The 17,897-nt window shown below is 35.0% G+C and carries 12 protein-coding genes and 5 pseudogenes; 10 read left to right on the forward strand and 7 right to left on the reverse strand.

Translation table 11 applies throughout. From position 1 onward, the window contains the following. Window positions 1–847: 847 nt before the first annotated feature. The 3 genes and pseudogenes from ltrA to NL281_RS04150 all read left to right on the forward strand — a co-directional run bounded on the left by ltrA (window position 848) and on the right by NL281_RS04150 (window position 4,216). Window positions 848–1,945, forward strand: a pseudogene (gene ltrA / locus NL281_RS09200) (group II intron reverse transcriptase/maturase). Window positions 1,946–2,051: 106 nt separating this feature from the next. Next, window positions 2,052–3,055, forward strand: a pseudogene (locus NL281_RS04145) (IS4 family transposase); the annotation flags it as partial. Between the two features lie 72 nt (window positions 3,056–3,127). Continuing rightward, entirely contained in the window at window positions 3,128–4,216 is a 1,089-nt protein-coding gene (locus tag NL281_RS04150; protein ID WP_253303703.1) for an IS481 family transposase, read from the forward strand. A 15-nt stretch (window positions 4,217–4,231) separates the two neighbouring features. On the opposite strand, the gene NL281_RS04155 is transcribed toward NL281_RS04150, so the two are convergent. The 5 genes from NL281_RS04155 to yihA all read right to left on the reverse strand — a co-directional run bounded on the left by NL281_RS04155 (window position 4,232) and on the right by yihA (window position 7,251). Next, window positions 4,232–4,507 carry a hypothetical protein gene (locus tag NL281_RS04155; protein ID WP_253303690.1) on the reverse strand — a complete coding sequence of 92 codons (276 nt, stop codon included), beginning with the start codon at window positions 4,505–4,507 and terminating at the stop codon, window positions 4,232–4,234. A 26-nt stretch (window positions 4,508–4,533) separates the two neighbouring features. Next, entirely contained in the window at window positions 4,534–4,779 is a 246-nt protein-coding gene (locus NL281_RS04160) for a hypothetical protein (protein ID WP_253303691.1), read from the reverse strand. A gap of 78 nt (window positions 4,780–4,857) precedes the next feature. Next, window positions 4,858–5,319 (reverse strand): dUTP diphosphatase, encoded by a 462-nt coding sequence (dut, locus tag NL281_RS04165; RefSeq protein WP_006279458.1) that lies wholly within the window; start codon window positions 5,317–5,319, stop codon window positions 4,858–4,860. Between the two features lie 422 nt (window positions 5,320–5,741). Next, window positions 5,742–6,653: an acetylglutamate kinase gene (gene argB / locus NL281_RS04170; protein ID WP_370274057.1), complete on the reverse strand. Its 912-nt coding sequence runs from the start codon at window positions 6,651–6,653 to the stop codon at window positions 5,742–5,744. A gap of 4 nt (window positions 6,654–6,657) precedes the next feature. Continuing rightward, window positions 6,658–7,251 (reverse strand): ribosome biogenesis GTP-binding protein YihA/YsxC, encoded by a 594-nt coding sequence (gene yihA / locus NL281_RS04175; protein WP_182320107.1) that lies wholly within the window; start codon window positions 7,249–7,251, stop codon window positions 6,658–6,660. A gap of 98 nt (window positions 7,252–7,349) precedes the next feature. Here yihA and prfA point away from each other — a divergent pair, with 98 nt between their 5' ends. Continuing rightward, on the forward strand, window positions 7,350–8,429 hold the full coding sequence (gene prfA, locus NL281_RS04180; RefSeq protein WP_007548640.1) for a peptide chain release factor 1: 1,080 nt from the start codon (window positions 7,350–7,352) through the stop codon (window positions 8,427–8,429). A gap of 27 nt (window positions 8,430–8,456) precedes the next feature. Here the strand turns inward: prfA and NL281_RS04185 are convergent. Then, window positions 8,457–9,476, reverse strand: a pseudogene (locus tag NL281_RS04185) (MFS transporter); the annotation flags it as partial. A gap of 385 nt (window positions 9,477–9,861) precedes the next feature. Here NL281_RS04185 and NL281_RS09205 point away from each other — a divergent pair. The 4 genes and pseudogenes from NL281_RS09205 to secD all read left to right on the forward strand — a co-directional run. Next, a pseudogene (locus NL281_RS09205) lies at window positions 9,862–10,004 on the forward strand (N-acetyltransferase); the annotation flags it as partial. 304 nt (window positions 10,005–10,308) lie between these two features. Further along, the gene (locus NL281_RS04190; RefSeq protein ID WP_006279391.1) at window positions 10,309–11,238 is read left to right on the forward strand and encodes an AEC family transporter; all 930 of its coding nucleotides are present in this window, start codon (window positions 10,309–10,311) and stop codon (window positions 11,236–11,238) included. A gap of 209 nt (window positions 11,239–11,447) precedes the next feature. Further along, window positions 11,448–12,429: pseudogene (locus NL281_RS09210) on the forward strand (IS3 family transposase). Between the two features lie 164 nt (window positions 12,430–12,593). Then, window positions 12,594–14,102: a protein translocase subunit SecD gene (secD, locus tag NL281_RS04200; protein ID WP_253302972.1), complete on the forward strand. Its 1,509-nt coding sequence runs from the start codon at window positions 12,594–12,596 to the stop codon at window positions 14,100–14,102. On the opposite strand, the gene NL281_RS04205 is transcribed toward secD, so the two are convergent. Next, window positions 14,099–14,884, reverse strand: coding sequence for an enoyl-ACP reductase FabI (locus NL281_RS04205; protein WP_253302973.1), 786 nt, complete (start codon window positions 14,882–14,884; stop codon window positions 14,099–14,101). The two genes, secD and NL281_RS04205, sit on opposite strands and share 4 nt — an antisense overlap. A 233-nt stretch (window positions 14,885–15,117) precedes the next feature. Between NL281_RS04205 and NL281_RS04210 the strand changes: the two genes are divergently transcribed. Both NL281_RS04210 and NL281_RS04215 read left to right on the forward strand, forming a co-directional pair. Next, complete coding sequence (locus tag NL281_RS04210; RefSeq protein WP_253302974.1) at window positions 15,118–15,933, forward strand: hypothetical protein; 816 nt, start codon at window positions 15,118–15,120, stop codon at window positions 15,931–15,933. A gap of 62 nt (window positions 15,934–15,995) precedes the next feature. After that, window positions 15,996–17,168: a porin gene (locus NL281_RS04215; protein WP_253303724.1), complete on the forward strand. Its 1,173-nt coding sequence runs from the start codon at window positions 15,996–15,998 to the stop codon at window positions 17,166–17,168. Window positions 17,169–17,897: the final 729 nt, after the last annotated feature.

The raw sequence follows: 17,897 nt of genomic DNA on the forward strand, positions 1-17,897 counted from the left end.
AGGAAAAATATCAGCGATAGTGTATAAAATTTCTCTCTAAATTTTTTATCATTAAATTATCCAAAGAGTGCAATAAACAGCACTTTTGTTTCTGTTTTATTTCAACAAAGAAGTCTAAAATGTGTCCTTTTTAGGTGAAACATGCGTGCGCCAAGCAAAGTGCGTAAAGTCCAGTTGGTGAAAATCCAACCCAGGCAAAGCCTAGCCAGCAGGCTGGAACAAACCACTATGCTGCGTAAGGTAACGAGCGTAGTAAAGCTAGTGGAATGGACAACACAGGGTACAACGAAAGTGAAGGTATTGAGTCCCGAAATTCTCGATGTCATAGAGGTCGACACGTTGCATATAGTGGAAGACAGCAAGAAGGGTAACAATAGGGCAAGTTATCACTCACTCTATCGGGATCTGAGGCCGTATCACGTGTTGAGATGGAGTTTACGTAAACTTGGGAGATCCTTTGTATTCCTATTAAGGTACGTTGGAACAAGTCAACAAAGGCGAGTACTGACGGAAGATATAAAGGAAGTCGGACTGATTGATAGTACTCAGAGTGTGGGAAAGCCACATACAAGGGGAAGCGGTCAGCAATATAGTGACTGGTTTAGGAATTGCTATGCCAATACAACGGAGGTTGGAATAACGTGCAAAGAAAACTAAATCAGATAGCAGTAAGAGCCAGGCAAGATAAACGATTGAAATTTAATCGTTAATTCATCTGATAAACGCAGAGAATCTTGCTGAATGTTATAAAGAGCTAAAGCATAACAAAGCATGCGGTATAGACCAGGTGACAGTAGAAGCTTATGGAGAAAATCTTGAAGAGAAGCTCAACACTCTGGTGGATAGTATGAAAAGAAAGCGATATCAACCGCAACCAGTGAAAAGAGTATATATACCAAAAGCTGGAAGCAAAGAGAAACGCGGGCTTGGAGTACCGTCTACAGAAGATAAGTTAGTCCAGATAATGCTGAAGAAGATATTAGAAAATATTTATGAAGCTAACTTTCTGGATAACTCATATGGTTTTCGTCCTGGTAGAAGCTGTCATCAAGCGGTAAATGCACTAAATAAAGCAGTTATGTACAGACCAACTAACTATGTAGTAGAAGTTGATATCAAGAAATTCTTTGATAATGTCCAGCACAAATGGCTAATGAGATGCTTGAGAGAACGGATAACAGACCCAAACATACTGTGGTTAGTAAAACGATTTCTTAAGGCAGGAGTAGTCGAAGCAGGACATTATGAAGCAACTGAACTAGGCACACCTCAGGGGGGAATAGTAAGTCCTATACTAGCTAATATATAGTTGCATTATGTGCTGGATTTGTGGTTTGAAAAGAAATTCAAGCTAAGATCTAAAGGTTATATGGAGCTAGTTAGGTATGCAGACGATCACCTGATTTGCTGCGAAAGAGAAAAAGATGCTAGAGAACTCTTAGAGTCACTGAAACAAAGGCTAGGAAAATTTGGACTGGAAATATCTGAAGACAAAACAAGAATAGTAAAGTTTGGCAAAAAGGAGTGGCAACAAGGAATAAGGGAGAAACGAAAAACGGAAAGTTTCAACTTTCTAGGATTCACCCATTATGGTACAAGGAGTCGTAAAGGTAGAGTAATGGTAGGTCATAAAACCTCGAAAGAAAATCTATCTAGAAAACTTAAAGAAATCAAAGAATGGGTGAAAAAGATCCGAAATAAAGTTCACCTTAAAGATTGGTGGTCAATACTTAAAGCAAAACTAACAGGACACTATAACTACTTCGGAGTTAGCGGAAATTACCGGTGGTTGAATAAATTCTTCTGGCGGGTAATCAAGCTAGCGTATAAATGGATAAACCGACGTAGTCAGAAGAAGAGTATGAATTCAAAGCAATTTATACACTATCTACAAGTTAATCCATTACCAAAACCAAGAATATGCTACTCATTATATACAAAATAGGAAATGCTGTGAATACTACATTGTGGAGCCGTGTGCGGGAAAGCTGCAAGCACGGTTCTGGTGGGGGAGTCATAGCGATAAAACTTAATCAGGAGGATTTAAAACTATGACTTCTACCAAACAAAAAGGAAAAAATTTTATTCTACAAATTAAAAATATAATATACTCGAAAGCTTTTCAGAGAATCCATTGTGTTGAGTTTTACACGAACAAGAAAACTTCCTTTTTCGACAGTATTTTCTATGATTTTAAAGTTAGTTAAAAAAAGTTTGGGAATAGAATGTGAACTTATGGAGCCATTGACATGTACCCTCAAAGCAAGCTTTTTCTAAAGCAAGGTATAAGATTTGCCATACAGGCTTTCAAGAATTTAAGCATCCAAACAGCCTATCAGGATGAACCTGAGTTGGAGAGGCTATAGACTTATTGCAGCAGATGGTTCTGGTATGAGATTACCCAGCTCTGAGGAAATTGTATCCGAGTTTGGCCGCTTTAAACCAAATGGAACAACAGGCACAATGCCACCATTGGCAATTTGTTTGTTGATTTGTGTACTTCGCTGATTTGTAGTGCTCGTCTTGCGGCTTGGAATATAGGTGAACAAACGTTGGCGGAAGAGCAATTACCCGAAGTTATCACTCAAATGCGTTCATTAAATCAAAAGAAATTATTATTTATCTATGATCGTCTTCAGTAAAATTCATTCAGCAGCATTATGATTTGGAAGTAGATTTTATTTTTCGCTTGCAAAAAAGAAATTATAGCAAGCTATGGGAACGAATTGCATCTGGAGAATTAGATTTCGATTTTATATTAGAAAATGAAAAGCTAAAAAATAAAATGAAAGGACAGAAAGTAAGAGTAATAGTGCTGACATTAGCCAACGGAGAAACAGAGGTATTGATTACTTCACTTTTTGACCGAGTAAAATTTACTTTGGAAGATATCAGCAAAGCTTATGTGTTAAGGTGGCATATAGAGGAGTGCTATAAACGACTCAAAATAGGTGCAGAATTAGAGAATTTTTCTGGCGTAAATTTAGAGGCTGTATTACAAGAATTTTGGGCAAACTTAGTCATGTGTAATATATTGTCGCTTCATATGTGTGATGTATTAAACAAGACTTGATCTGACACTTTAAAAAAGTAAGTTATAAAATAATAAAAGAAAGGAGTGTTAGAAATGAGTACAATACAAACAAAAATACTAAAACCAAAGCTAGGGTTATTAGAACTAGCAAAACAACTAGGAAATGTATCTCAAGCATGCAAAGTGATGGGATACTCAAGAGATACATTTTATCGATTCAAAGAGTTGTACGAAAATGGAGGAGAAGAAGCATTACATGAGATAAGTAAGAAAAAACCTCTATTAGCGAATAGAGTTTCCGACGATATAGAAAGAGCAGCGATTGGTATAGCAACAGAATTTCCAGCATATGGGCAAGAAAGAGCTGCAAATGAACTGAGAAAAAGAGGTATAATAATTTCTCAGGGAGGAGTGAGATCTATATGGCTGAGAAATGATCTTGAAACTTTCAAGAAAAGACTTAAAGCACTGGAAGCAAAAGTAGCTCAAGATGGAATTATATTAACCGAAGAGCAACTTGCAGCTTTAGAAAAAGTTAAAGAACAAAGAGAAGCACATGGTGAAATTGACACCGAACATTCAGGTTATTTGGGTTCTCAAGATACCTATTATGTAGGTAATATAAAAGGTATAGGAAGAATCTACCAGCAGACCTTCATTGATACTTATTCTCGAGTAGCATTTGCCAAGCTTTATACAGACAAAACGGCTATTACTGCTGCTGACTTGCTGAATGATAGAGTGATACCATTTTTTGATGAGCAAAATGTGCCATTATTGCGTATCCTTACAGACCGAGGAACAGAGTATTGTGGTAAGCCTGAAAATCACGCTTATCAGCTTTATTTGGGAATCGAAAATATCGATCATTCTAGGACCAAAGCCAATTCTCCACAGACTAATGGCATATGTGAAAGGTTTCATAGAACTATGCAAGATGAGTGTTACAATATTATCTTCAGAAAGAAAATCTACAATTCTTTGGAAGGTCTACAGATTGATGTTGATTATTGGTTGCGTTCTTACAATGAAACAAGACCGCATTCAGGTAAATATTGCTATGGTAAGACGCCTATGCAGACTTTTCTTGATAGCAAACATGTTGCTTTTCAGAAAAATATTAGTAGCATTACACAAGAGACTGATATTAGTTTTGACTACCTCAATTCTTCTGTCAGTTAATTCTTGTCTGTCAGATTAAGTCTTGTCTTTTACACCTAATGTTTTACTCCACTTTGTTTCATTTACTGCCTCGAACTTACCTTCATCGTTTTTCTCTTTTAGTGAATCTATCTTAAAGAGTAAAGTATTGCCTAGCGTCTTGGTAAGCTGATCAATATCAACAATAATACGGTAGTTCTTGCCTTCTAAGCTGAAGTCTATATAATATTTATCCTTTTCTACCTTACCTTCTTCATCTTTAACTTGGTTATTCCTTGCAATTTCCCTAAATGCGTCTTTTGTTACTAGCAACCCATCCTTAATAACCTTCAGAGCTTTCAACTCAGATATTTCGTTATTTTTGCTGATGCATATATTGCTAAATAAGTCAGCGCAGCAGCAACAAATGCTAAAACGCCCATTCCAAGTGGTGTAGCTGCAAAAGCTGCTAGCTTGCAAGTTGAAGGCCTCCAAAGCGGTGTTGAAAGTATTGCTAATCCACCTATAACGTATATAGCAGTAAATGCAACAAATACAGTGTTTGCTTTGTGGAGCTGGCCACAATGATTTTTGAAAGTTAGCATAAACGACTTCATTTAATAAAATATTAATATGCTTAAATTGTGTATAAAAGAACTGTCATAGTCAAGCTTTTTCGTAAGCTACCTGCCGCTTGAGCCAAAGCCCCCTGCATTGCGACCGGTTTCTTCTGCGCAGAATTCTTCTCTGTCATCCCAAATTACCTGAGATACAGGAGAGATAAGGATTTGTGCGATTCTATCTCCTCTTTTTATTTCGTATGGCTGATTACTTAGATTAATTAGACAAATTTTAACTTCACCTCGATAATCAGAGTCTATAGTGCCCGGAGAATTTAAGACAGTGATTCCATGTTTTGCAGCAAGACCAGAACGTGGGCGGATTTGCCCCTCAAAACCGTTTGGTATTGCAATCACAATTCCAGTTGGAACAAGTAATCTTTCAAGTGGATTTAAAACAGCAGAATCATTCAATGCAGCATAAAGATCCATGCCAGCACTCTGCGTAGTTGCATAACATGGAAGAGACAAGTCTTCTCCGTGTGATAATCTTTTTATTTCTACTTTAATTTTACTTCTTTGCACTCCAATTTACCATCTATGAAGACTCAATTATAGCATGTAAATTGTATCTGCAAAAGTGATAAATGTTACATCGTAAATGATGTCATTCCAGCGCGTGACGCTAGGCCATAAAATTCCTTGACAAGTTCAGTGCTCCTTTTTTTGTCATCCCAGTGCCCCTATGATGTTATTCCAGTCTGGAATCTAGTCCTTATTATGCAGCCACTTGGTTGAAATTAAGTCTTCTGGATCCCAGTGTCTGGGCACTGGGATGACATCATAAGGGCGCTGGGATGACACCCTGACAACCGTCACCCCGCTACTTGTTAGCGGGATCTAGAGATACCGCGAATGAATCGCGGTATGACGTAGATTGCTGTCATTCCAGTGTCAGCTACTTGAATGACACCCTCTTGGTATTCGTGTAGTTGTAAGCAGTATAGCTATAAATCACTCACAATCGATATGCTTGAATTATTCTCAGTAAATAAATCAAGCATAATGTTAGGTATTCTACCATCAACTATGTGAACAACTCCAGCACATTCCTCCGCCATTTTAACGTATGCCATAAGCCTTTCAATAAATTTTTCCCCTTTAATTTTCCCACAATCAATCGATGCATTTAAATTTTTAACAGATATCTTCCTGCCACCAATTTTATCTATTTCTTCATCTGTGTCACTCAAGATTATCATTTTAGATGCAGAAACTGCAATTGCAATTGCGCTTGCAGTGCTATCGGCATCAATATGATACGTTTCCCCATCTTTTCCATGACCAATTGGTGCAATAACTGGTATAAAATCTGATTCTTCAATAAAAAATAATATATCAGGATTGATTTCAGTGGGTCTACCGATGAACCCCATGTCTAATATCTTTTCGATATTATTTGATCTATCTTCTCTAAGCGTAGCGGTTATTTTTTCGGCTTTAATTAAGTGACCATCTTTTCCACATAATCCAATAGCTGAACCACCAGCAGAATTTATATACTGAACAATTTTTTTATTAACTGAACCACACAGTGCCATTTCAATGATTTTCATAGTGTCTTTGTCTGTAAGTCTGATACCATTCACAAACTTACTGTTCATATCCAGCATTTTTAACACTGAGTTAATTTCATATTCTCCGTCATGAATTATTACCGGATTTATACCAAGCTGCTTCAACAAGACAACATTATGCACAAAAGTATTAAATAGTGTTTCATCTAAGATTATTGTACCACCGCATTTAATGACAAAAGTCTCGCCTACAAAGCTAGGTATGTTAGATAGCACTTCAAGTAATATTTCTGCTTTTTGTTCAAATGATACCTCACCCTTTAAAAATTCACTACTCTTCATTTTTTTATCTTGTAAACTTGAAAAACTCATCTCTTACCTTGGTTATTTTATGCTTAACACGGATGCTCATTTGATGAATTGACACATTCTCATTATTAATCCATTTTTGAATATCTTCTATAACAGCACCTAAGCTTTTTTGACTTACTTTATCTATTTTTGTTAGCACAATGTTAAAGTTAATGTTATTATATATTAACCAATAAATGAAGTCTTTGTCTATTTCTTTTAATCCTACCTTGCTATCTATCAACACAAACACTCTTCTTAGATTTCTTCTTTGAATTAGATAATACTCAATTAAGTTTAAATATTGTATAATTTCCTCCTTGCCTGCATGAGAGTAGCCATACCCTGGTAGGTCAACAAGTCTGAACTTATCATTGTACATAGAGTAAAAATTTATTTGTCTAGTGCATCCAGGTTTAGAGGAAACTCTGGCAGCTTTTTTGCTGTTTATCAGTAAGTTGATCAGACTGGATTTTCCTACATTTGATCTACCAGCAAACGCAATCTCTGGAGCCGACTCATTTGGTAATGATTTTATGTCCGAAGCTCCAAATATGAAATTGCAGTTTGATGTTATCTGTTTTGCCATTATATTCAACTAGAAGGTAGTAGGTATATTATAGTGTTATTGCTTGATATAAGAAATTTTTTATTTCAGTATATATTACTTAGCTAGATCTGTGCTATATGGATATGGAAAATAATTTACAAGACTTAAAGAAAAAATTTAATGATATAGAGAGGAATTTGGAAAATCCTACCAATTTAAGTCAAAAAGAATTCATTACCCTTTCAAAGGAATACTCTGAGCTCAGGCCAATAATCAAGATAATTGATGAATATAACACGCTGAAAGAGGAAATTTCAGACTTAGAAGAAATAATGAAAGATGAAAACAGCGAAGGTGATATAAAAGAGTTAGCAAAAGAAGAATTTTTCGAAAAGCACAAGGTATTATTACCAAAAATAAAAGCAAAATTAAAGTTAGCATTATTGCCCAAAGATGAAGATGACTCAAGAAATGCAATATTAGAAATTAGAGCAGGTACAGGCGGAGAAGAAGCAGCATTATTTGCAGCAATGTTATTTCGTATGTATCAAAAATATGCAGAAAGAAGAAATTGGAAGTTCGAGCCAATAAGCATTTCTAATACAGGTATAGGTGGCTATAAGGAAGCTTCTGCACTCATTAATGGAACAGAAGTTTTTGCAAGGTTGAAATTTGAATCAGGGGTGCACAGAGTACAGAGAGTGCCAGAAACTGAATCCTCAGGAAGGTTGCATACCTCTGCCGCTACTGTTGCGATATTACCTGAAGTAGAAGAAGTTGACTTTAAAATAGAAGAAAAAGACTTACGAATAGATGTTTATAGATCCAGTGGTCCTGGAGGGCAATCAGTGAATACAACTGACAGCGCAGTAAGGGTCACCCACTTGCCAACAGGGATAGTTGTGATACAGCAAGATGAAAAATCGCAGCATAAAAATAAAGCTAAAGCGCTCAAAGTATTGAGGGCAAGGCTATACGAAATTGAAAGACAAAAAAAAGAAATGGAAAGGTCAACAATGAGGAAAAGTCAGATTGGCTCTGGTGATCGTTCCGAGCGCATAAGAACATATAATTTCCCACAATCAAGAATAACAGACCACAGAATTAATCTAACTTCACATCGGCTAGAGCAGATTATAAAAGAAGGCGAACTAGATGAATTTATTGAGGCATTAATCTCACGTAATGAAGCAGAAAGATTGGCAGGGGAAAGTTAGCAGCCTACAATGGAATATCTTTATTAATTACATAGGATCTTTTAAACGCAATAGATAGACAGTAAAAACAAGTTCTAGTACTATCGCGGATAAAACAAGAACAGCTACACTAATTGTTTGACCATTGTAAATGTAGCTTGTTAAGCCGATAAAAATAGCCATGATAAAAGCTCTAATGAACGAGACTGCAGAAGAAGCTGTGCCTTTAATTTCAGGGAAAACATTTATTGATGCATTAAAAATCACTGGCTGGAAAATTGCACAACCGATAGAAAAAATAATCATAGACAGTGTTACTAAGTAGAAAGAGTGGGGTACAATTATACTGAATATTACAAGCAATAGAGACCCAATAGCACCCACGCTCGTACCAGAAATTACACACTTTATTGCTCCAAGTTTCTGCAAGATTTTGCCAGCAAATAGACTGATGAGTGAGAAGCACCCAACTATTGCACCTTGATGTAGTGCATAAATAGTGCTAGATAAACCAAAAGTCTTCATATACAGAAAAGGTCCACAAGTAATGAATGACATATACGCAGCAGAAAAGAGGCTTGACATCAAAGACAACGTAACAAACCTCGGACTAGATAGTAGTTTTCTGTAATCTTTCATCATTTTTTTCAAACTGAAAATATCGCGGTCCTTTTTTGTTTCTGGTAACGCTAAAAGCAGCAAAACCCAAGAGATTAAACAAAGTATTGCAACAGTTGCATAATTACCACGCCATCCTACAATTTCATTGATGAAACTGCCTAACACTGGCGCAGTTGCCATGACAACTGTAAGAACAGAATTCATGATTCCAATAAATTTCACCGCTTCGTCGCCTTTGTAGCTGTCTGCAACGATTGCAAACACAACTACAGATGTGCTAACACCAATGCCCTGAACAAAGCGAGAGATTAAAAGCCAAAAAATCGACGGTGCAAAAACACAACCAACAGCGCCGATTAATAACAAAGTGTTACCTATGATCATAATTCTCCTTCTGCCATAGCATTCAGACAATGGACCAAAAAACAACCCTCCTATGCAAAAGCCTTACTATTACCCACAAATAAAAACATAGTATTGTATTTACTCAAATAATTTAATTTTATTAACCTGAAAGCTTATTAGATTAAAATTATTAAACTAAGAGTTATAATTTTAGCAACTAAAAGCTGTAAATTGCACCATATAAACAGTTATTTCAAGCAAAAGTTATGCCATTAAGAGCTATGCAACAAACATTTATATTTGTGGGTAATAGTAAGTGCAAAAGCCTAGGAAATTATAAGCAATAGTTAATTGAATTATGCCTTCCGGTACGTTAAAATAGTGCACCATATAAGGAAAACTAGGTACGGAAATGTCAATTTCAATGAACTTGGCAATGAGAGACAGGATTAACAGAAATGGTAGTAACATTTGAGATTTTTAATTAATGAATAAAAATATCACATTTAAAGCGTTGAAAGAAAACATTTTTTACTGTTATTAAAATGGTTAGAAACACCTCATGTGAAGGAATGGTGGATAAATTGGACACTAGGGTTAATTAAAGAAAAATATGACAACTATGTTAAAGCTCTTACTCTCTGTCCTAACTTTACTTATTTCCTCTTACTTTTTCAACAGTCCGTCTAAATTACTACAAGCAGTTTAATTTTTAGTAAATATGTCATTATTCAAAAATATGCAAGAAGCTTTACAGAAACTTAACATAATTTTATCATACAAATGTCATTCTTAAGTCCTATGTAAAAACAAATTTTGGCACTAATTTAATTAACTATGAGCTGGATAAATTGGAAAATAAATTTTGTTTACTTTTACAACACCTTAAGATCTAATGTCACTTTATCAATCAAAAATATTACAATAGGCTAGTATGTTCCTTACTCTTTTTCTCAAAATATTACCTATTTATATTACAATATTTATTGGTTACTTAGCAGGAAAATATCTTAAAATTGATAGAAACACTATATCTCAAATACTTTTTTATATAGCTAATCCAATAGTGATTTTATATGGAGTCTCTCATACAGAAGTTAACTTAAAAGTAATTTCTCTGCCGATTTTGATATGGTTTATAGGTAGCACTATGTCCTTATCAGTGTATTATCTTTCTTCTTTTTTATTTAAGGATAACACAAGAAACATATTAGCATTTAGCTCGGGCAGCACAAGTATGGGTTATTTTGGCCTGCCGATTGCCATGGCTTTATTTGATGAAGATTCAGTATCTGTATATGTTGTTTGTTATATAGGAATGGCGCTATTTGAAAACAGCTTAGGATTTTACATAGCTGCAAATGGTATTTATACCGCAAAAGAATGCATATTAAAGTTGTTCAAACTTCCTTCGCTTTATGCGATGGTTCTGGGCTTCTTTTTAAGTATATACGATATACAAATACCTACTTTTTTAACAGATGTTATGATGAATATTAGAAGTACATTTGTCACATTAGGAATGGTGCTACTTGGAGTGAGCATTGCGAATATTGCAAGCTTTAAAATAGATTGGAAGCTTGCTTTGATCACTATTACAGCAAAGTACGTATTCTGGCCACTGTTTGTTTTAGGAATTGTCCTTTTAGACAAGCATGTTATAGGTATATACGATGAGAGCATATATAAAGCACTGATGTTGCTGGCTATTATTCCAGTTTCTGGGTCCAGTATAATACTTGCTAATATTTTGAATTATCAACCAGATAAAGCTACTCTGTTGCTTCTAATCAGTACTGCAGTGGGACTGTTTTATGTTCCACTAATAATATCATTATTTTTTACTAAACTTGTTCCTTTTTGATCAAAAAATTAAGCGCTTGCACAACCATTATTTGGGTAACAACACAAGACATTGATAAAACTTGAATTTATAGCTAAAGCAACTTCTACAATTTGGTAACCCGTAATCCCGCTACTAGTTAGCGCCGCGGCGGTAAATTGACCTTACCCAGAAAAAGTAGAGAGAAAGTTAAGACGTTTTTGGAGTAAAATAAAACGTTTTTTCAAAATATGACAAATAGAAGAGAATATACAGCAGAATTCAAATTAGAAGCTGTTAAGCTGGTTAAAGAAACAGGTCAAGCAAGTACAAAAATAGCAAAAGATCTAGGTATAGATGGCAGTATGTTAAGTAAGAAAATATGATGGAAAAATGTCTGGAGCATACGCATTTCCAGGCAAAGGCTCCTTATGACAAAGAAAGATTTGATCTAAAAAAAGAACTAACAAGAGAAAGAGACATCTTAAAAAAAGCCCTGGGCAAAGAAAAAGAGTAAAGTATTCTTTTATATAGAAATTGCTATAAAACACAGGAACTATGTAGGGTTTTGTACTGGTGGTATTGGTTGCTAAGGAAAAAAGCAGTAAAGAATTAGCAAAAGAAGGGCTTCTAGCAGATATTCAAAAAATACATCAAGCATTCTAAATGCAGATATGGAGCCCCTAAAATTCACGCTGAATTAAAAGCTTTAGGCAAAAATTAAAACAGTACAAAGTGTTATGCAAGAAAATGGCATTAAAACCAAGCTTAGACGAAGGTTCAAAAATAAAAAACAGCAAATAAGCAACCGAGTTGTGGCTCCGAACACATTGGATCAAAATTTTACTACTGATCAGCCAAATAAAGTTTGGGATTACCTACATAAAAACTAAAGAAGGTTGTTGGCGGCAATAATTGACCTATATTCACGCATGGTGGTTAATGAGTAACATGATAATTAGTTATAGATTCTTTATTGATGGCCGTTGATAAACGCAAACCCGATAAAAATCTGCTGTTACATAGCGATCAAGGGTCACAGTATACCTCTCAAAATTACCAATTTCTATTGAATACAAAAAACATCATTTCCAGCATGAGCCATAAGGGCTGTTGTTACGATAACTCTGTTGCAGAAAAGTTCACTTAAAAGGGAGCTGCTTATTGATACTTCTCGCTCAACAAACCAGAACTGCCATATTTGAATACATAGAAATCTTTTATAACAAATAACGTAGACATTCTACTATTAACTATTGCATTCCTGCACAATTTATTCTCATGATAAAAACGTCTTAACTTTCTCTCTACTTTTTCTGGGTAAGGTCAAATAGAGAATTTTACAAAAATCTATTTTTAACTTACAATCAATTATTACAATTTTAAACCTACAACTTATGTACAACAGACTTATAGTCAAATCTTTTTCAGTATTATGCATCTGTTTATTTGCTTTATACATAACACTGCCAAATTTCTTTGATAATAAGCTTTTTATTTCGAAAAAAAGAATAAACTTAGGCCTTGACCTGAAAGGAGGGGCATCTTTGCTTTTAAACATAGACTTAGACTTCTATTTTAAGGAAAAGCTAAGCATGCTAGCTAACGAAATAAAAGAGACATTGCTAACAAAAAATATTGAATCTAACGTACAAAATAGCGTTATAACTTTAAATAATATTGATGATTATAAAAAAGCATCTGTGTTGATTAATGCGATAAATCCAAATTTAGAGCTAAATAGAAAAGATTCTTCGATTCTCATTTCGTATAAACCCCATTATAAAAATTCTTTGATCAGTGAAGTAGCTGCAGAATCAATAAACAATGTCCAGCGCCGTTTGGACAAACTTGGCACAAAGGAAGTCAGCGTTCAAAAACAAGGGCAGAATAAAATATTAGTGCAGGTGCCTGGAGTAGAAGACACCAAGCAGATAAAATCTTTACTTGGCAAAACTGCTAAGCTAGCTTTTCATTTGGCAAACACTAACATAGCCAAGGTGCAGGATATAGATCACGAAACTACTGTCATGCTCAAGGATTCTTTAGGTAATTCTTATCCAATATTCCGCAAAACTGAAATAGGTGGCGATTCGCTGGTTAACGCGTCAGTTAGATTCGGCAATTTAGGTAAACCGACAGTGCATTTTAAATTTGACAGCATAGCGAGTAAAAGATTCGCGAAAATCACTAAAGAAAATGTGGGAAAACCTTTTGCAATTGTTCTGGATAACACAGTCTTAACAGTACCTACAATACGTGAGCCAATTTTAAATGGAGAGGGAGAAATTAGCGGTAATTTTACTGAAAAACAAGCAAGCGAACTTGCAATACTTTTAAAATCTGGAGCACTGCCAGCACCACTTAAAATAATTGAAGAAAAAAACATTGGCCCAAGTCTTGGAGAAGAATCAATAAAGGCAGGGGAAATGGCAGCAACAATCTCTATTATAGCCGTGGCTTTATTTATAATTATCACTTACGGCAAATTAGGTGTATTGGCCTCTGTTGCGCTTTTTTCTAATGTAATTCTTATATTATCAATTCTCACTCTGCTTGAAGCAACTCTAACTTTACCTGGAATTGCCGGTATTGCACTTACTGTTGGTATGGCGGTGGATACAAATGTTTTAATATTTGAGCGAATTCGTGAGGAAATCAAATCTGGCAAGAGAGTGGAACGTGCTATTGAAGAAGGGTTTAAAAACGCTATAAAGACAATACTGGATTCAAATATCACTACATTAATTGCTGCAGGAATAATGTTCATTATTGGCAGTGGAGCAATAAGAGGCTTTTCTGTCACTCTATCAATAGGAATTTTATGTTCGATGTCTTCTGCAATCACAGTCACAAAACTCCTGATAGAGTTGTGTATGAACCCGAAGGAACTAGTGCTTTGTTAGTCAACTACCTTCATTCCCACAACGTTATATCCTGAATCAACGTGCAAAATTTCTCCAGTAGTGCCACTACTTAAGTCGCTTAATAAGTATAACGCTGCCTTGCCAACATCCTCTATTGTAACATTGCGTCTGAGCGGAGAGTTATTTCTATTCCATTCTGATATGGAGTGAAAATCGCTTATTCCAGAAGATGCTAAAGTTCTGATTGGACCAGCGGAAATTGCATTTACTCTGATATTTTGTGGCCCGAGATCACATGCTATATATTTTACACTTGCTTCAAGTGCCGCTTTACATAAACCCATAACGTTATAATTTGGCATAACTTTTTCAGCGCCATAATAAGATAAAGTAAGTAAACTACCACCATTTGACATCATTTTTTCAGCCCTTTGCGCTAAAGCAGTAAAAGAATAGCACGATATATGCATTGCATTGAGGAAGTTATCCAGTGAAGTATTGACATATTTACCATCTAACTCATTTTTATCGGAGAATGCTATTGCATGCACCAAAAAGTCAAGAGTACCCCATTTTTTCTCTATTATTTCGAAAGCGTTATCTATGATTTTTTCATTTGAAACGTCGCAGTGTAATATTAGCTCCACATTTAGTTCATCTGCTATTGGTGATAGTTTTTCTTTTATTATTTCATTCTGGTAGGTGATTGCAAGTTCTGCTCCGTGCTCTGAGAGAGTTTTTGCTATACCGTATGCTATTGATCTCTTATTTATTATTCCGGTTATTGATCCCTTTTTGCCTTGTAATAGACTTGTCGTCATAGAACTATCTGTTTTTTTATAATTTGGAATATTAACTAGGTAAAGTCAAGATATCACTATGTTTTAAAATATTTTTTGCAGTAACTTGAAGTCTATAAACAGTAATCTTGATTCTTCTACAACAAAGCCATCCCATATGACATTTTACCTATACCCAATCAAGCATATTAATAAGTAAGTAAATCTTAATATAATCTTATTATACTTATAAATACGCTGTATAGAATGAAAGTATGGATAATTTCATAACTGCAAGAAGAAAAGATGATGCTGTGGTATCTGTTTGTCAGGATAATAAGAAAAAAAACGTGTTAATTTTAGGGCTCAATCAAGTTGCAAGGGATTTGTTAAAATATGAAGAGGAGAATTTGCTTAATAAGCCATTAATTAATATCTTAAGCACAAGAGCAGCTGACAACGTGAAGAATTATTTAGAGTATACCGAAAATGGGCACGATTTACTTGATATATTACCTAAAGTGATAGATTTTTCCTTAACTGATGCTAAAGGAGAAGATATCAGGACAAAAGTAAAAGTTTTCCGCACTGCACAATTTGCCAGTAATAAAATAAATTATGAGCTATTAATACGTGATATCAGTTTGTCCCATAAACTAGGAATCTTTAGAGATAAATATCTAATGGGTAAAAAATATAAAAACCATGACTTATTCGATATACCGGGCAATGAGTCCACTATTCTAGAGTTATACGTTATATTAAATTTTGCCTTTCAACATCAAATTAATGCAGCTATAGGAGTGATTGGCTTAAATAGTAGCTGTAGTGAGACAAATAATGCACTGAAAGTTATCATAGAACATTTTTATAAAAATTGCCGTAGTGATGATTTTCTAGGGTATATTGATGAGAATAAAGTGCTTTTTGTTTTGATTAACTGCGATGTAAAAAGTATATCTAAAATAACTAATCGTATACATTCTGCCATTAATAAGCAGTTATTAAAGCGAAAATTACCAAGTGTATCAATAATTTATGGGAATATAGCTCAAAAACAGGCAGCAAAATCTACCAGCGGTGCCTTCTGAAAAGTTGTTTTTTATTTATATTGAGTTTAAACTTAAATTTTTATAAAGATTTAAGTTTATTTATGAAGTTAAAGTACTACCTGGTAGCACTGCTTTCATCATTGTTTTTGCAGAATAGTGCTAGCTCTAAAACAATTTTGGATAAGGAAATATTTTATGCAGAACTAGACGGAAAAATAGATTTGAGATTCGGCTACGCCTTCAACAGAGATTCTTTCAATGCTAAGCCTAAGGATAAAACTTCAAGTTATTCATACTTGCGCTTTCTTTATTTACAGCAAGTTTATCCAAATACTCAAATGGGGGTTAATGTTAAGGCAGGGGTTTCTGGTATTGCAAACCTAAAAGCGTTAGGCATAGAAAAGTTAGACATGGAGGAATGGTATTTTATCATAAAAAACCAGGAACTTGGATCAATTGAATATGGTAAAAGAAGTTTAGTTGGTCAGAGCATGTTAATTAACACTTCAAAAATTTATGCAGCTGCTGGAGGAGTAAATGGTCATTGGACAAACTATGCAAATTTGCGCGGTGATCATAAAAAAGATGGTGACCCTGGATATGATCAAGACAAGGTGTTCTGGGTCAAGCCCAATATTTATAGCGATTATAATGAACTCGAACTAGGGTTAAAACAATCATCAATTAACTACATCTCCCCTGAAATCTATAACTTTCAACTCGGATTCAGTTATGTTCCAGGAAAAAATAACTTACAGTACAGCAATTTAATTGCTGCTGGCCTTTCCTATAAAAACAGCTTGTCAGATGATATAGGTTTTACTACTGCCTTAACTGGTGAATTTGCAAGAGAAAATTTAACTGATTGCTCAGATGGGACTTCTAAAAATTATGAATGCCGCAATCAATTACTACACTGGAATTTTGGTTTGAAGCTAAAATTGTTCGATCTTGATTGCATTTTTTCGTATGGTAATGGTGGTAAATCTGGTGAGAAGCGTAATCCTGAAACAAATAATACGTATTATATGAATGCAGGTATCGCTTACCGTTCTGATTCTTACAAATCGAGCTTAACATATTTTAGTAGTGGTAGGGATATTGCAGGCGAAGGTACAAACGAGTTAACATCATATGCTTTAAGTCTTGAAAATTCTCTTTTTTTAGGTACTTCATACTATTTCGATATTGTAAAGTTTAGTACAAAAGAGCCTAAAATAGAAAATAACAACTCTGGTTATGTGTTCTTGGCTGGACTGAAATTAAGTTTTTAATATTGCCTCCTTCCAACACTCTTTTCTGTCATCCAAGGTAACCGTTCACACAATGGCGTCAACTTAAGGAAAAATATCAGCGATAGTGTATAAAATTTCTCTCTAAATTTTTTATCATTAAATTATCCAAAGAGTGCAATAAACAGCACTTTTGTTTCTGTTTTATTTCAATAAAGAAGTCTAAAATGTGTCCTTTTTAGGTGAAACATGCGTGCGCCAAGCAAAGTGCGTAAAGTCCAGTTGGTGAAAATCCAACCCAGGCAAAGCCTAGCCAGCAGGCTGGAACAAACCACTATGCTGCGTAAGGTAACGAGCGTAGTAAAGCTAGTGGAATGGACAACACAGGGTACAACGAAAGTGAAGGTATTGAGTCCCGAAATTCTCGATGTCATAGAGGTCGACACGTTGCATATAGTGGAAGACAGCAAGAAGGGTAACAATAGGGCAAGTTATCACTCACTCTATCGGGATCTGAGGCCGTATCACGTGTTGAGATGGAGTTTACGTAAACTTGGGAGATCCTTTGTATTCCTATTAAGGTACGTTGGAACAAGTCAACAAAGGCGAGTACTGACGGAAGATATAAAGGAAGTCGGACTGATTGATAGTACTCAGAGTGTGGGAAAGCCACATACAAGGGGAAGCGGTCAGCAATATAGTGACTGGTTTAGGAATTGCTATGCCAATACAACGGAGGTTGGAATAACGTGCAAAGAAAACTAAATCAGA

The organism is Wolbachia endosymbiont of Phyllotreta cruciferae (assembly GCF_918697765.1).
Lineage (GTDB): Bacteria > Pseudomonadota > Alphaproteobacteria > Rickettsiales > Anaplasmataceae > Wolbachia > Wolbachia pipientis.

Coding starts and splice junctions, on each gene's coding strand:
- NL281_RS04150 (WP_253303703.1), top strand. CDS start 3,128: ATGAGTACAATACAAACAAAAATACTAAAACCAAAGCTAGGGTTATTA.
- NL281_RS04160 (WP_253303691.1), bottom strand. CDS start 4,779: ATGCTAACTTTCAAAAATCATTGTGGCCAGCTCCACAAAGCAAACACT.
- prfA (WP_007548640.1), top strand. CDS start 7,350: ATGGATATGGAAAATAATTTACAAGACTTAAAGAAAAAATTTAATGAT.
- secD (WP_253302972.1), top strand. CDS start 12,594: ATGTACAACAGACTTATAGTCAAATCTTTTTCAGTATTATGCATCTGT.
- NL281_RS04190 (WP_006279391.1), top strand. CDS start 10,309: ATGTTCCTTACTCTTTTTCTCAAAATATTACCTATTTATATTACAATA.
- NL281_RS04210 (WP_253302974.1), top strand. CDS start 15,118: ATGGATAATTTCATAACTGCAAGAAGAAAAGATGATGCTGTGGTATCT.
- argB (WP_370274057.1), bottom strand. CDS start 6,653: ATGAAGAGTAGTGAATTTTTAAAGGGTGAGGTATCATTTGAACAAAAA.
- NL281_RS04205 (WP_253302973.1), bottom strand. CDS start 14,884: ATGACGACAAGTCTATTACAAGGCAAAAAGGGATCAATAACCGGAATA.
- NL281_RS04215 (WP_253303724.1), top strand. CDS start 15,996: ATGAAGTTAAAGTACTACCTGGTAGCACTGCTTTCATCATTGTTTTTG.
- yihA (WP_182320107.1), bottom strand. CDS start 7,251: ATGGCAAAACAGATAACATCAAACTGCAATTTCATATTTGGAGCTTCG.